Source organism: Bacillus solitudinis, assembly GCF_002797395.1.
Classification (GTDB): Bacteria; Bacillota; Bacilli; order Bacillales; family Bacillaceae_D; genus Halalkalibacter_A; species Halalkalibacter_A solitudinis.
Genome location: NZ_KZ454943.1, coordinates 2085974 through 2101304, shown reverse-complemented (window position 1 = coordinate 2101304; position 15331 = coordinate 2085974). Strand labels below are relative to the sequence as shown.

13 protein-coding genes and 1 tRNA gene are annotated in these 15331 nt (G+C 38.5%); all 14 read right to left on the bottom strand.

Features of this window, described 5'->3' with window-relative positions:
- Positions 1 to 21 precede the first annotated feature (21 nt).
- The 14 genes from CEF19_RS09960 to CEF19_RS09895 all read right to left on the bottom strand — a co-directional run bounded on the left by CEF19_RS09960 (position 22) and on the right by CEF19_RS09895 (position 15272).
- The gene (locus CEF19_RS09960) at positions 22 to 975 is read right to left on the bottom strand and encodes a serine/threonine protein kinase (RefSeq protein ID WP_100405947.1); all 954 of its coding nucleotides are present in this window, start codon (positions 973 to 975) and stop codon (positions 22 to 24) included.
- On the bottom strand, positions 941 to 1684 hold the full coding sequence (locus tag CEF19_RS09955) for a VWA domain-containing protein (RefSeq protein WP_100405946.1): 744 nt from the start codon (positions 1682 to 1684) through the stop codon (positions 941 to 943). Before CEF19_RS09955 ends, CEF19_RS09960 begins: the two co-directional genes overlap by 35 nt.
- Positions 1685 to 1769: 85 nt before the next feature.
- Entirely contained in the window at positions 1770 to 4244 is a 2475-nt protein-coding gene (spoIIE, locus tag CEF19_RS09950; RefSeq protein ID WP_100405945.1) for a stage II sporulation protein E, read from the bottom strand.
- Between the two features lie 289 nt (positions 4245 to 4533).
- Positions 4534 to 4610 (bottom strand) — tRNA-Met (locus CEF19_RS09945).
- 181 nt (positions 4611 to 4791) lie between these two features.
- The gene (locus CEF19_RS09940; RefSeq protein WP_100405944.1) at positions 4792 to 5271 is read right to left on the bottom strand and encodes a S1 domain-containing RNA-binding protein; all 480 of its coding nucleotides are present in this window, start codon (positions 5269 to 5271) and stop codon (positions 4792 to 4794) included.
- 87 nt (positions 5272 to 5358) lie between these two features.
- Complete coding sequence (locus CEF19_RS09935) at positions 5359 to 5727, bottom strand: FtsB family cell division protein (RefSeq protein ID WP_100405943.1); 369 nt, start codon at positions 5725 to 5727, stop codon at positions 5359 to 5361.
- Positions 5728 to 5741: 14 nt separating this feature from the next.
- Positions 5742 to 6323, bottom strand: coding sequence for a spore cortex biosynthesis protein YabQ (yabQ, locus tag CEF19_RS09930; protein ID WP_100405942.1), 582 nt, complete (start codon positions 6321 to 6323; stop codon positions 5742 to 5744).
- Positions 6320 to 6601, bottom strand: coding sequence for a sporulation protein YabP (yabP, locus tag CEF19_RS09925; protein ID WP_406565386.1), 282 nt, complete (start codon positions 6599 to 6601; stop codon positions 6320 to 6322). Before yabP ends, yabQ begins: the two co-directional genes overlap by 4 nt.
- A 250-nt stretch (positions 6602 to 6851) precedes the next feature.
- The gene (locus tag CEF19_RS09920) at positions 6852 to 7115 is read right to left on the bottom strand and encodes an RNA-binding S4 domain-containing protein (protein ID WP_100405940.1); all 264 of its coding nucleotides are present in this window, start codon (positions 7113 to 7115) and stop codon (positions 6852 to 6854) included.
- Between the two features lie 12 nt (positions 7116 to 7127).
- Positions 7128 to 8591, bottom strand: coding sequence for a bifunctional methyltransferase/pyrophosphohydrolase YabN (locus CEF19_RS09915; RefSeq protein ID WP_100408273.1), 1464 nt, complete (start codon positions 8589 to 8591; stop codon positions 7128 to 7130).
- A gap of 9 nt (positions 8592 to 8600) precedes the next feature.
- Positions 8601 to 10205 (bottom strand): putative polysaccharide biosynthesis protein, encoded by a 1605-nt coding sequence (locus CEF19_RS09910; protein WP_100405939.1) that lies wholly within the window; start codon positions 10203 to 10205, stop codon positions 8601 to 8603.
- Positions 10206 to 10336: 131 nt separating this feature from the next.
- On the bottom strand, positions 10337 to 10876 hold the full coding sequence (gene spoVT / locus CEF19_RS09905) for a stage V sporulation protein T (RefSeq protein ID WP_100405938.1): 540 nt from the start codon (positions 10874 to 10876) through the stop codon (positions 10337 to 10339).
- Between the two features lie 173 nt (positions 10877 to 11049).
- A complete protein-coding gene (gene mfd, locus CEF19_RS09900) occupies positions 11050 to 14598 on the bottom strand; it encodes a transcription-repair coupling factor (RefSeq protein ID WP_100405937.1) in 3549 nt (1182 codons plus the stop codon).
- 446 nt (positions 14599 to 15044) lie between these two features.
- Entirely contained in the window at positions 15045 to 15272 is a 228-nt protein-coding gene (locus tag CEF19_RS09895) for an anti-sigma-F factor Fin (protein WP_100405936.1), read from the bottom strand.
- Positions 15273 to 15331: the final 59 nt, after the last annotated feature.

Sequence of the window (15331 nt, the reverse complement as noted above, 5' to 3'; positions counted from 1 at the left end):
TCCTATGTGGCTAATAAATGCCTACATCATTTGTCCAAATAAGTATAGGATATATGCCAGGATAAGAAAAGAGAATAGAAGAAAGAATTCAACAAAATAGGATGACTTTTTCTTTTTTTTCTTATTCTTAAGAGTCTCTTTCTTCGCTACATGTTTATAGCTTGACCGGTTTGATATGGCTTGGACAACATCCTTTCGCATGAATGTTGCTTCACTGTACTTACCTTGAAGAGCCTTAAATAGAACATCACGATATGGCATTAGTTCTGGGTGGGCTTCTATCTTTTGTTTTAACTGTTGTAGCGGTTTTTCTCCCTGTTTATCAAATCGCTTTGGATACATGCAGTTAATAACAATCATCGCAACAGCAAATAAATCATAGCTGGGCTCAGCTTTCCTTGAACCTAGCCCCCAATATCCTCGGTCATAAAATTCCGTATATTCCTTAATCGAACGCCCTATTAATGTCGTCCCTCCCACATCGAGCCAACGAATGCGTGGTGGAGGACCGACAACTAGTAAGTTATCTGGCTTTAAATCACCAAAGACCCATCCTTCCTTATGAAGTCTAGCTAAATCTCCTAATAACTGAATGACAAGAATACCTATCCATTCCGCTCCCTTGTTTTGAGTATAGTCGATGAGACTCTTTCCTTTTAAATATTCCATTGCATAAAAAGGAAAGGTCCCTTGTGCTATGACCAAATCATCAACATCTAGTAAAGAAGGTCCAAGAACTTGACCTTGGACCTTCGAAAAATGCTTTAGTACATTGACTTCGGAAGTAATTGCCATGTTATCTTCCCCGACCTTTAAGGCAACTTGGCCAATATCTGACTCTGCTAAATAAACAGTTCCTGTTGCACCTGAGCCGAGAATACGAATAATTTTATAAGGCTTTGTGTGCCACTTGCCCACAAATTTACTACCTAATTGAAGATTATAAGCCGGATTCTTCGTAGAGTTGTTCTTCATCACCAGCCATCAAACTCCTTCTTGAACTTGATTTTGCAAACTTCTGCAAGGCTGCTTGAAGTGCAGGGCCTGTTGGTGTAATTCCTCCTGAAGAAAGCTTATGAAAAATCCCTGTTAATGAATTTAATTGTGGCGTCCAATCAAGCAAACGATCAATTTCTTTTCGTTTCCCAGGAAATGAATAAAGAGAAAATCGATTTTCCCCCATTCTCGATGTAAGACTAATTGATAAATCTGTTAACGCATCTTGAACCATAGGTAACTTATTTGTCATACTCGCACTTGTATCAACAAGGATAAGCACATCAAGATGTATCGTTTCCCCTAGTTCATCTACGACCTCCATCACTTCACCGCGCTTTTCAGGAGATAAGTCTTCCATCTCATGCGCTTTACCGAGAATTTGTTGAAGCTCCTTGTTCACTACTCCATGAAGGGTTTGAGTCATGGCCTTTCTTGTGACCATTTGAACTGTCTTTGCAAGCTGCTTTGCATAAACAATTTGACTTACTCCCCCTCCAGCCATTGCAATCGCCTCTATTTCTTCTATACCTTGTTCATTTAAATGGTTTCCATCTACGACCCCAATAACGTTGACTGTAATACCCTGTTCCATTGCAAGCGAAGCAATGGCAACAGGATCCTCACCTTGATTTGAGTGACCATCCGTTAATAATAAAATTTGCTTTAAAGTACCCTTAGTAGCCATAATTCATCCCCTCCAAAAAGTCCGAATGTTACCATTATTAACCACTTGGTAGGGTTTTATACTTTTTACGATTTCTATTTTTCTATTATTGCGCCCTCTTTTTCAAAATATTCGGAGACTTATATAAAGGGATAGCAGCCCATTTCGGTGTGTTTTGTTTTACTTGAGCCACAATGACCGTCATATCATCATTAATATTTCCTCGGTCCGAACGAATAACTTTTTCTAGCATCATATCAGCTATTTCTTGTGGATCCTCTGTATCTAACTCACTAATTAATCGTTTCATCCACATATCTTTATTCTCCACATGCTTTGGGGCATCGAATATTCCATCACTCATCATAATGAGTAAATCACCAGGCTTTAATTGTTCACTTACGACATCGACATCAAATTCTTGGATAATTCCCATTGGTAGATTGCCTGCCTCTATTTTTATAATCTTATCACCTCGTTTAATGAAGCTTGGAATTGAACCTATCTTTAAAAATCTAGCGGTTCCATCCTGTAAGTCAATCATCGCTAGATCAAGTGTTGAAAAAATTTCATCCGTCGATCGTAATGAAAGAACAGAATTTACTGACTTTATCGCCACTGTTTCTTCAATTCCGGACTGAAGCACCTTCTGTAATAATTGTAAGGTTTCATTACTCTCCAAATGTGCCCGTTCACCATTTCCCATACCATCACTAATAGCTATCGCATACTTTCCAGCCCCTAGTTCAATCATTGAATAACTATCACCCGATAACCAAGCACCACCCTTTGCTACGTTGGCAACACCTGTTTCAATCACAAACTTCTTAGCCGAACAAAAAGAGACATGACTAAATCCATTTGGGTAAAATGCCATTTCCTCACGTTTGACAATAACGGTTTCTCGTAAAATGTCCGATAAAATTGGCGCAATAATCTTTTCACATTGTCCATTTCCATGATCCGCAGACAAGCTCATCTCGACCTCAATATTCCCTTTTTCTAAACTGTAAATATCGACATGTCCGATTTCAAGACCGACCTCTCTCAGTGCGTCAAGCATTTGTTCCTCTTGATAGTGGTGCGCCTCCTTCTCCTTTTGAATTTCCTTTGCAAAATCCCCCATCACTCGGGAAACACCTAATAGCTGATCTGCAACAAGCCTTCTGCTCTCAAGAACTTGTCGTTTAAGTTTCTGATTTGCCTGATATTGACCGTGTTCATGTTGGATTGATTGAATAACCCTCTCAGACTTTATGCAATGCTTCTTCCATTCTGATAGCAAAGCCTGATCTCTTATTTCACCTAGTTTTTCTGTTTCAGTCATAATTCTCTGCATCGAATCATACGTTTTATTAAAGTTCTCCACCCAACACCGTTCCTTCTTAAAACATGATTGGCATGTCTTCTCCGTGACATTGCTAAGAAAATAGTCTATCTCCTGCTCCTCATCCAAGACTTCTGTTGTTTGCGAAGGAGCTTGAAAGCTATTGGATAACGTTTGAAATAGTGTTGAAAATTGTTCAACCCTACCAGCGGTAACATCTCTTATTTTCCGCAAATATTGTTGCTGTTCCTTAGAGTACTCTACCGTTCCTGGGATAAAGCGGGCAAGTTTACTAACTAAATCCTTAGGTGTTGCGAAGAATATCGCAATCGCCACTAAAGACTCAAGTAAGGTAATAGTAACATTTGCCCCTCCTTCACCATACATTCCTATAAGCAACGTACCAATGAGCAAACCAAGCCCCACGCCTACTTTCTTTCCTTCCTTTAGTAAGCCACCTAGTAATCCTGCAAAGGCTAATAAACTCATTTGGTAGAGACTCGCAACTGTGGCTAAGCTCAGTATCAGACCAGTCACTACGCCAACCGTAGAACCAATTGCTGCCCCTCCTACGAATGCAAACAGCAGAACTAAATATCTAGCTAGTACGTGCTCAACCGTCATCTCATACATCACCCAGCCAACTGTTCCTGTCATTACAGAGGCTAGTAAAATAATAAGGCAGACAATTTCTTCATTTTTCAAAGGTTGTTGTAACTTTTTTGACGTTAGAAGGGGAACACTCTGAAGGAAAATCATTGTTAAAATAAAACTTAGTCCTGCTTCAACTGTCGCCATCATCAATGAGTAATTTGAAATCGTTTGCTCTGTTAAAAAAACGAGGAGCAACCTGGTTACAACACTTGCCGAAAAAACTGTATAAGGAAGTGCCTTCGTCGTGTCATTGATAAACCGACTTACGACTTTTTGCATTAGCACATATATAAAAATGGCCCCGACCACAAAAAGAAACTCTCCATGATAGCTTGTCAGTGCACCTGCTAAAAGCGACAATGCAGCCAAACCCGCCCTCTCTCGCTTAACCATATAAATGGCAGCTAGAAATGGCAACACAAATGGTGTTAACTCTGAAAGAATCATAGCTCGTCCTAATAAAAAACCAATAACAGCAACTAATAAACCCCATTGGTAAAACGCCTTATGAAACAATCCCTTCGTTTTATCGAGTACCAATTCAACGCTAAACGCCATTCGTTCCATTCCTGTCCAAGCCTTCGTTTCCTTTCGTATCATCTTTCTCCACCACCCATTTTTAATCGTGGTTTCATTATAGACAGAAGAAGCTCACATTTTTTGTCAAAATTACCACGTCGAATAAAGAAAACGTTCGACTTCTTTCGGGATAAATAGAAACCAATACACATGTGATCGCAAAATAATCAAAGAGTTGAAGGGATTTAGTGAAGGATTCTTAGGTATGGTGAGGAAACATGAGGATTAAAAGTTTGTCTTTGTAAAAGAAAGGTCGTATAGGATCTAAAAAAACCTACATTCATAGAATGTAGGTTTGAGATTATGTATATGGTAGCGGCGGAGGGAGTCGAACCCACGACCTCACGGGTATGAACCGTACGCTCTAGCCAGCTGAGCTACACCGCCATATGTCACTAATTGCGACAAGTATTAATATACAATCTTTAGATTAAATAGTCAAGTGTATTTAAAAACAAAATTAATTTTATTTAAAAGATCGTTAAGCAAAAAAAGAGTTCTATCATACAAGAAGCTGTTGAGACATCCTCAACAGCTTTTTCTTTATATTCGATAAGCGAGCAACAAGCTACCCTCGACGCGCGCCACGACCACCACGCTTAGACTCTGTTTGACGTTTTATCGTCGTTAAACGTTCTTCACTGTCCTTTAAAAAACGACTGACCTTGTCTTCAAATGTTACAACAGTGCGTTGGTTCATGCCTCCGCGTGGCCCACGATTTCCACCTTGTGGACGTGAGGGACGTTGAGATTGATGGCTACTAGGACGAGCTGGTCGTTCTGGACGAGTTGAACCCTCAGGACGGGCTGGACGATCCACCGCTTTACGGATAGACAAGCCAATTTTTCCGTCTTTTTCTACGTTCACTACTTTAACTAGAACCTCGTCTCCAACTTTTAGAAAATCGTTAATATCTTTAACATAATTATCAGCGACTTCGCTGATGTGGACAAGGCCTGTAGAACCACCTGGCAGCTCCACAAATGCTCCAAAATTCGTGATCCCTGTAACCTTACCCTGTAACTTGCTGCCTGCTTCGATTGACATGAAAAAATAGATCCTCCTTAAGAAATCTGTAAAATGTTCATTTTGATATATTATACCCGAACAAAAAAAATGGTGTCAATCTGATGATTATTCTGGTAATTTAAAAAGTGTTTCGCCTGGCTTAGATAAATAATAATCTCTTCTAGCAATCTCTGCTATATAATCGAGATCATTATAGTTATCAATGTCTTGCTCAAGCTTCTTCTCTTCCGCTTGTAAATGTACTAACTGCTTTTCTAACGCTAGTTTTTCCATTTCTTTATCTTCAATCGTATTTGCTTGGGCGTAAATTGTCACAAAAGCCAAACAAACTAAGCATGAAGCTATAATCCCTAGAACGCTTAGTCGCCGAATTAATCCACGTCTTTTCTTCGATTGCTGCTCAAACTCTTGCTCTTTTTGTTGGATATAAGCCGTATCCATTTCTCGAACCATTGAAGAACGTTTTGTGACCACCGATTTATCACCCCTTACTCCTTCTTTTTCCTCACTCGACCGAGAAACCCTTTTATTTTACGAAAAAAAGGAAAGCCCTTTTCAACAGCCTTGTTTAGTCTTGTTAGTCTATAGATAAAGAGTAGCATCCATTTAATCGGTCTCCAAAAAAGCCGGAACAACCATAATCCTACCGTCAAGATAGCCGATACTATCATAATACATAAGGAATAAAGGAGTTGCAATACGTACTTTATAGGGTTGAAAATAAAAATAAAAAATAGCCTTTTTAAAAATCGGTAAAAACCGACTGCGAATTGAATAATTCGTTCTAAAATTAATTGAAAAAAGCTTTTAAACAGTGCTTGATACGCAGCGTAACCACACAAAATCGCTAAAAATATATAAAACCGGATTTCTCCATTATTTGTTTGCAGGAGGACATAAAAAACAATTAGCCCTTGGATAAGCCAAAATAACACATCGTTCAGGGCGACGAACCAGTTAAACGATTTTTTTTTAGGGGAAAAACGACTATATGTATCAATGGCTGCTCCGATCCACAGACCCATTGCAGCCATTGATAGCATTGTATATAGTTGAACAGTCAAACTCACTTGAATAACTTCCCAAAAAATCCTTTAGATTTATCCTGTTGGTTTTGGTCAAGATACACAAAATCATAGATTTTTCCCTCTATGGAGACAAGCCCCTGTTCAACATTTAGGTTCTTCATGTGCAGATTTTGTCCTCGGATTGAGAGAAAGCCCATTACAGTTTCAAGTAAAAATTCCTCATTATCGAAACTCTCTACTTGCTTGACTCCTGTAATGTCTAATAACTTTCTTCCTTTTAACGTGACATCATGATCATTTGACTTTCGTTCACGTCCCATTGGCGTCCCATATTCATAATCCATGGCTTATTCCTCCTCATGTGCTTTGTTTTTAGTTTATGAATCGGAGCCATGAAATAGAACAAGCCCTTTAGGATACGAACGTTATCCTCTATTATCTGCCATTCTATATGTTTGGCGCTAGGCATCGGCAGTAATTTGTTGATTTGAATTAAATTTTTATAAAGAAAGAGGGTATCCTTAAATTCATTTAAGAAGACCCTCTTATAAATGTAGCATCATCTATGGTTCATTCTTCGTTCAATCGTTCTTCTTTGACAATCGTATACATCATTGCCGCCTCTTCTTTTCGACTCATTTCCTTCACTTCATTTATTTTCACTGTAACGAGCTTTTGACCAAAGCGAACAACTAAGTCATCGCCCGGCTTCACGTTTGAACCTGCTTTTGCGGTTTGTCCGTTAATTTTAATTCTCCCTTGGTCACACACTTCCTTAGCCAATGTTCGTCGCTTAATTAGTCTTGAGACCTTTAAAAACTTATCTAAACGCATCATTCATCCCCCTTATTTGTAAATGGACTTACTTTGCTCCCATTTCTCATCTAACTCCGCTAACGTTAATTCGCTCATTTCTCTACCTTCTGCCCGGACATCCCCTTCAATTTTTTGAAAACGGTTTGTAAACTTAGTATTAGTCATCCGTAGCGCTTCTTCGGGATCAAGACAATAATAGCGAGCTAGATTAACAATGACAAACAAAACGTCCCCAAGCTCCTTATGCATATTATATTGGTCTTTCTTCTTAACCTCCAACATAAATTCACCAAGCTCTTCTTGCAGCTTCATCCACATCGGTGCATCTTCATCCCAATCAAAGCCAACTTTCGCGGCTTTCTTTTGGATATCATAAGCCGCCATTAACGCAGGAAGTCCTTTTGGAATCGAATCAAGCTGTGACTCTCCCGGCTTTCCTCCTTTTTCTAAACGCTTAATTTCATCCCAATTTGTAACAACCTCTTCTGCATCCTTTACCTTTGCATTTGCAAATACATGAGGATGACGACGGATCATTTTCTCTGTTACTGTCCGAATCACATCCTGAACCGAGAACAACCCTTCATCTTCTCCGATTTGTGCATGCAGCATTACTTGTAGGAGCACATCTCCTAGCTCTTCGATAAGATGCTCATCATCCTCTTCATCAATTGCTTCAAGTACCTCATAGGTTTCTTCAATTAAGTATTTCTTTAATGATTGATGTGTTTGCTTCTGATCCCATGGACAGCCATCGGGACCTCGTAAAGTAGCAATCACATCACGTAATGTATCAAATTCTTCATAAAGGAGAGACTCTTCTTTTACAGGCGGAACATAAACAGCGGTTAGGTTGTTTAATGACGTCACACGGTCTAACTCATATAAGGGAATTCGAATGATTTCTTCTCTTTTTGACCCTACAGCTGTTGCAACAACAACTTCATAGTCATCGGGGAGTCGTTCCATTAATGTAAGCTTTACCTCGGAGGCAATCATCGCATCATAGACTTGAACAATAATTTGATGATGGCGTAACTCGAGTTCATCTCTTTTGAGTGCTGTTCCATCGACAATTTGACAGCCTTCAATGGGGTCAATTTTAAGAGCTGTATACATCGAATCTAGAAAACTTTGCCCCCCGAGGAAGGATAGTTCAATATTTTGCCCAGGTGCTTGTTCGATTAATAATTGAATGGTCCGTTCAGCAACAAATGGATGTCCAGGAACAGCATAGGTTAATGACTGGTGTTTGGCCTCTCCCAAAAGTTGATTAACAATTTCGATATATACATCTTCAAACTGATCGTATTGTGTATAGATATCATCAAACGTATGAAACGTGATACCCTCACTTTCTAGTTCATGAAGGGCGGGGTGGTCGCCAGTTCGAACATAAAGATGTTTTTCCTTTTGAATATGTCGGTATAAACCTAAGGACATTTGCTGTAAATCTCCTGCCCCTAACCCTACTATGTAAATGGTATTCATTATACACACACCTTACTTTCTTTTGATAAGACCACGAAGCCGAGATAATTTAGGAATCGTAGCCCACTCTGATTCATCGAGAACGTTAAAACGCAGTAAGCATAGAAACACGGTCAAACCTCCAATAACAACGGTAGATAAAGCTAATATACTATCCGTACTCCTTGTTGGATAATCAATGAAAAAATATTCAAGAGACGTCCGCCATAGCCAGGTTGTGCTAAATAAACAGCCTAGCGTTATCCATACTCCCTGGTATGCTTGCGGTTTTAATAAAAGGATACCAGTTATTCGTTTTAACATGATAAGTTGAATAAAAACGATGATAATAAATGAAAAGACCGTTGCTAGAGCAGCACCCATTGTACCAAATAGAGGAATAAGCAGGAGGTTCCCTAATGTTTTTATCAGAAGCCCTATTCCGATCGTAATGACAGGAAGATGGACATACCCATACCCTTGTAAAATGGCTGATAAGGTAACATACAGTGTACTAACAATAATAGCCAACATTAAAACTTGTAAAACATCTGATCCTTCCCTATCTGTAAAGAGCATGCTGTTTGTTGGTTCAATAATAACTAATAAGCCAATTGTCGCAGATCCACCAATGAGCCATGTCAATCTCAACGCAAGGTCATGATAACGATTTGCCAAAGCTTTTTCTTTATTTGCCGTGGCTCTTGCGATAAGTGGAACTAACGTCAATGAAAAAGCTGTTGTAACGACCATACCCAATTGCAGTAGCGGCTGCCCTCGATCGTAAATTCCTTTTGCCTGATATGCCATCTGCGGCTCAAGGCCATACCAACCAAGAAGTCGAATAACTGAAAAAACATCAACAAATTGAAACAGAATGAACACAAGTGCGCTTAAGCAGATATACAGGCTTTCCTTGAAAACATGATAGCTTTTTTTCAATATGAGTAAAAATGATCCCCCTTTCAGTTGGAACCATTCCCAACGATTTTCTACATTTCTAAAGAAAAAAAATAAAATGCAAATAGAGACGAAGCCTCCAAGTAAAGAACCATATGCTGCTCCTAGTCCTGCTCCATAAACCCCTGCACCACTCTCAATGAAACAGGAAGCGAGAAACAAAATTGCACATACTCGAACAAATTGTTCAATTAGATGAGAAATGGCCGTTGGTTTCATGTTGCCATGTCCTTGATAAAAGCCTCTCGTACTACTTAAAAAAGGAAGCAGTAAAAACGACAAACTAACCGCTCGTAGAGGAGTGGAGAGTAATGGGTCTCCTATCACTTCTGATAACAAAGGGGCCCCTATAAAAAGAAGTATGGTTGAAATAAATGAAAAGATAACCAAACCATAAAACGATAAAGCGAAAAGAAATTTTGATATATCTTCATTTTGATTCACTTGAGCTTCTGCTATATATTTCGAAATAATAACTGGAAACCCATACATCGCCAATATCATCACGAATCCATAGAAAGGATAAATCTGTTGATATACGTAATATCCAAGGTCTCCAGCTATATTTTGATAAGGTATACGGTAACCTGCACTTAATACTTTTGCCAATAAAGCAGCCATTGATAGCAATACGGCACCTTTCCACACGTCTAACTTATTGCCTTTGTCTTGCTCCAAACTCTTTCCCCCTTAAACCTATAACCCTATCATACTCAATTCGAGTTCTATAGCCAAGTTAATTAGCTACTGATGACCTTGACTCAAAAAAAAACCCGCCCTTAATTAGGACGAGTTTATTTGAAATATATTTATTGCTCCATCTGGCGTGCTAAAAAGCTTGCTGCTGTTTCGGCCATTTTCTGCTCAAGCGCTCCAGAGAGAGCTTGTTCCTTACTGAAAATAACAACTGCTCCAATCGGGTCTCCATTGGCGATAATTGGCGAAATAACATATCCTTTTAACTCATCCGTATGGTCACCAACAAGATTATACTCACCAGTATTGGACTCAATTTTTGATTTGCGTTCTTCCATGACCGACTCAACAATTTCACCGATGCTCTTGTTAGCAAATTCCTTTTTTGAAGCCCCTGCTACCGCAATGAATGTATCTCTGTCAGCAATTAGCACATAATGGTTTAGGCTGTCGTGTAAAGCTTCTGCATACTCCTTGGCAAAATCACCCAATTCAGAAATCGGTGAATACTTTTTAAGTATAACTTCTCCATCACGGTCTACGAAAATTTCTAACGGGTCACCTTCGCGGATTCTCAATGTTCTACGAATTTCCTTAGGTATAACAACCCGTCCTAAGTCATCAATACGTCTTACAATACCAGTTGCTTTCATAACTAAGATGCCTCACTTTCTAATGATGTTATCACTTGATGAATGTGTGAACTTGTTGTTAAATCATTTCGTTTCTTACCTCTATTATCCTTCGTTGCATAAGAACTATTCACCAATTTATGAATTTGTTTGTTTACCTAATTATTCCATTTATCATTAGAAAGAGGACAAAGTTAGGATATTGTTGTTTGAGCAGTAGCGCTTTGCTTCTTACATTTAGAAATACTTTCAATTATTTTTTCAAGGATGGAAACAAGTTCTTCATCATTAAGAGTTTTGGTTTTGACTGATAATTTGATTTTCTCCCCGACGGTCCCAATAGAAACCTCTTTCCCGAGTGTATGGGCCACTTCAAAAAGTTTGGCTCCGTCCATTTGATTTGTTGTCTCTTTTGATAACACAATAGAAACTGTATCTTTTTCTTCAATAACCTGTTCAATTCGCTCATAATTTGCAATTAATTTAATTTTTGTTAAGCGGAATAGAAAATCAACTTGTTTGGGATATTCGCTAAAACGATCAAACATTTCATCTTGGAGATCACGGAGTTCTTCAAGATGCTCTATACCTTTAAAACGTTTGTACATCTCAATTTTTTGTTTTGCATCATGAATATATGTTTCAGGAATATATGCATCAACTTTGACATCAAGATCAACCTGAAAAAGTGGTTCCTTTGGTTTATCTCCCTTACGCTCTTCAATTGCCTCTTTTAACATTTGCGAATATAAATCAAACCCAACCGACTCGATATACCCGTGCTGTTGAGCACCTAATAGATTGCCTGCCCCTCGGATTGTCAAATCACGCATAGCGATTTTAAAGCCTGAACCTAGCTCTGTAAATTCTTTTATCGCTTGAAGACGCTTTTCCGCAACCTCGGTCAACACTTTATCTCTTTGGTACGTAAAATACGCATAAGCGACCCGGTTTGAACGTCCGACACGGCCACGAATTTGATAGAGTTGTGAAAGACCCATTTTATCAGCGTTGTAAATAATTAGTGTATTAACATTTGGTATATCAACACCTGTTTCAATAATAGTCGTTGTGACAAGAACATCACTATTTCCTTCCAGAAAATCAAGCATGATTCCCTCTAATTCACGCTCATTCATCTGGCCATGGGCATACGCAACACGAGCATCTGGAACAAGCATTGATATCTGTTCAGACATTCTTTCAATGTCTTCTACTCGGTTATAAAGGAAATACACTTGTCCCCCTCTTGTTAATTCACGCTCAATCGCCTCCCGGACGAGAGAAGCATTATACTCAACAACATAGGTCTGAACCGGAAAACGATTTTCTGGTGGGGTTTCAATCACTGATAAATCTCTTACTCCTAGCATCGACATATGTAGCGTACGAGGAATAGGTGTAGCTGTTAATGTCAACACATCAATATTTGCTTTCATCTGCTTAATTTTTTCCTTGTGCGTTACACCAAAACGTTGCTCTTCATCAACGATTAATAATCCTAAATCCTTAAATACAACATCCTTTGATAAAAGACGATGTGTTCCTACCACTAAGTCAATTGATCCAGCCTTGACCCCTTTTAAAGTCTCATTTTGTTCTTTACGGGAACGAAAACGACTAAGTACGCCAATATTTAAAGGATGGTCAGCAAATCGTTCACGAATCGTCTCATAGTGTTGTTGAGCAAGAATAGTTGTCGGCACAAGAATCGCTACTTGTTTTCCATCCATAATCGCTTTAAACGCAGCTCGAATAGCAACTTCCGTTTTACCGTAGCCAACATCCCCACAAAGCAAGCGATCCATAGGACGCTCTTTTTCCATATCCTCTTTAATTTCAGCAATTGTCCTAATTTGATCCTCGGTTTCTTGATATTGAAAAGAACCTTCAAATTCGACTTGTTCACGATTATCCCCCGAAAATGCAAATCCTTTACTTGCTTCACGTTCAGCATATAACTTAATTAAGTCATCAGCTATATCTTCAACAGATGACTGGACACGCTTTTTAACCTTTTTCCAATCGGTTCCGCCTAATGCGTAAATTTTTGGGTCTTTTTCTTCTGAACCCACATATTTCTGAACTTGGTCTATTTGTTCGACAGGTACGTAAAGCTTATCATTCCCCGCATAACGAAGATGGAGATAATCCTTATGCAAACCATTGATTTCAAGCGTTTCAACTCCAAGGTACTTTCCAATCCCATGGTTGGTATGAACAACAAGATCGCCTACTTTAAGCTCAGAATAACTCTTAATTCGTTCGGCATTAGAAAGTTTTTGTTTTCTTGGTGCCCGCTTCACTTGCTTCGCAAAGATCTCTTCTTCTGTAATAACAACAAGTTTATGCATTGGCAATTCAAATCCACTTTGTAATTGACCGACCATAATGTAAATTTTTCCTGGATTTAGTTCAGTTGCCCGTTCAACAATACTCGTCTTAACGTCTTCATCCTCTAAATTTAAAGAAAGTCGGTTCGCACGTTCCTTTGAACCAGCAATAAAAACAACAGCATTTCCAGCCTTCTCCCACCTTTTCACTTCAGATTGTAGAAGCTGAAGCTGCCCATGAAAGCTCTGCATAGATTTGCATGTAAAACTAACAACGTTTTCGGGATTAGTCGACGTCACATGCTTTAAAAAGAGAGAAAGATAAATAATTGGAACCTGTGAATGTTTCACATCTTCAAACACATCGATTGACATTGTTATATCATGAACCACTTCTCCTTGTTCAAGTAACGCTGTATTCCATTCAGCCTCTTCCTTTTGAAGGTGATCCGACATTTCCTTTACTCGACTCATCTCATCAACAATTAATACCGTATCTTCAGGCATGTAAGATAGAATCGTATTCTTTTTTTCATAATACAGGGACATGTATTTATACATTCCCTGAAAACCGTTTTGTTGTTTTAATTGTCCTATTTCATAGGAAATATTTTGAGACAGTTTTTCTTTTGTTTGTTTTGATTTAACTTTCTTTAGACTAGTAGCTAAGCATTCTGATAACCTACTTGCTGCTTGTTCATAGTGACTTGATAACAATACAACTTCTTGAACTGGCCCAATCATTAGTTTCTTAAGCTCTGACTTTGAGCGTTGATTCTCAATTGTAAAACTCCGAATAGAATCAATTTCCGTATCAAATAGCTCCATACGAATTGGATCTTCGCCTGTAAATGGGAAGAAATCAATAATCCCGCCTCTAACACTGACTTCTCCCGGTGAAGAAACCATATCAACTCGTTGAAATCCTAGTCGAATTAGTTTTTCTAGAAACTCGTGGATATTGCCAATATCCATACCCACTTCAACAAATATTTGCGATTGTTGCCAAAGTGACTTTGGAGGCAATAGACGTCTTACACCAGCTAGAGGCACAATAACAATACCTTTAAAAGGCTTAACAAGTTGGTTTAAGACATCAATTCGCTGTGCTCTCATCTCAGGACTAGCAATGGCAATTTCCGAGGAAATGAGCTCATTCACTGGATAAAGATAGACACTTTCTTCACCTAATAAGTCCGATAAATCATCATAAAGTTTTTGGGCTTGAAACAGATTATGAGTTACCACTAACTGTGTTCTCTTTGTTTCACGAAACAATGAGGCCATGACTAGCGTTCGTGCCGAACCGGTCAGTCCCGATAGAAGTTGCTCTTTCATATTTGACTCTAACGCTGTCGAAACAGCTTTAATTTCATTACTTGAACGAAAATAGTTTTGTAAACCTAACATACCCTTCCCCCTGTTTCCACACCGAAGCTATAATTATTCTCAAAGTACCTCTTTGATTAATCTTAATATTTTTTAAATTACTCTCCGCTTACTTAATTTATGTCTATTACTAGACTTATTCTCTATAAGAAAAACTACGCAGCAGCCTTTTCTTATAAGCAAGTAGCGGAACCACTGTAAGATTTAAAGTCTTCTTACAGAAGACACACAGTGTATGGAGCCATTGCTCTTCTGTGAACAAGCTTCATAGTCGTTTAAACTTTTTCTGAGTTTCCACTCAACTTTTATACTTTTTCCCTTGTTATTTTAAAAGCATAACCAAAAACCTCTATCTCCCTAAATTCTTTGAAAATACGAAAAACCCTCTTTTTTTGAAGGAAATGCTCTTCAGATAGAGAACAGAAAAATGCTTTGGCTGTAAAGCCAAAGCTTTGTTGCAAGTTTTATTATTGAATAAATTGATCTAATTCATAAAAGTTAGGGTTTCTCGTAAGCGCCTCATGACAATCGTCACAAATCACTTGAACCTCTATGTCACCATTATCTTGATAATTTATCATACTCGTTCGTTCCTCAGCATTTAAATGATGAAAACCAAGTGTGTTTGAATCAATTGGCTCTACAAGTTGCCCAACCTTCGTCCCGCAATGACGACATTGATAATGAATTGCCATAGTTGCATACTCCCTTTTTTGTCTCATATAGATAGTATGAGCATCTTAAGGAATAGCTA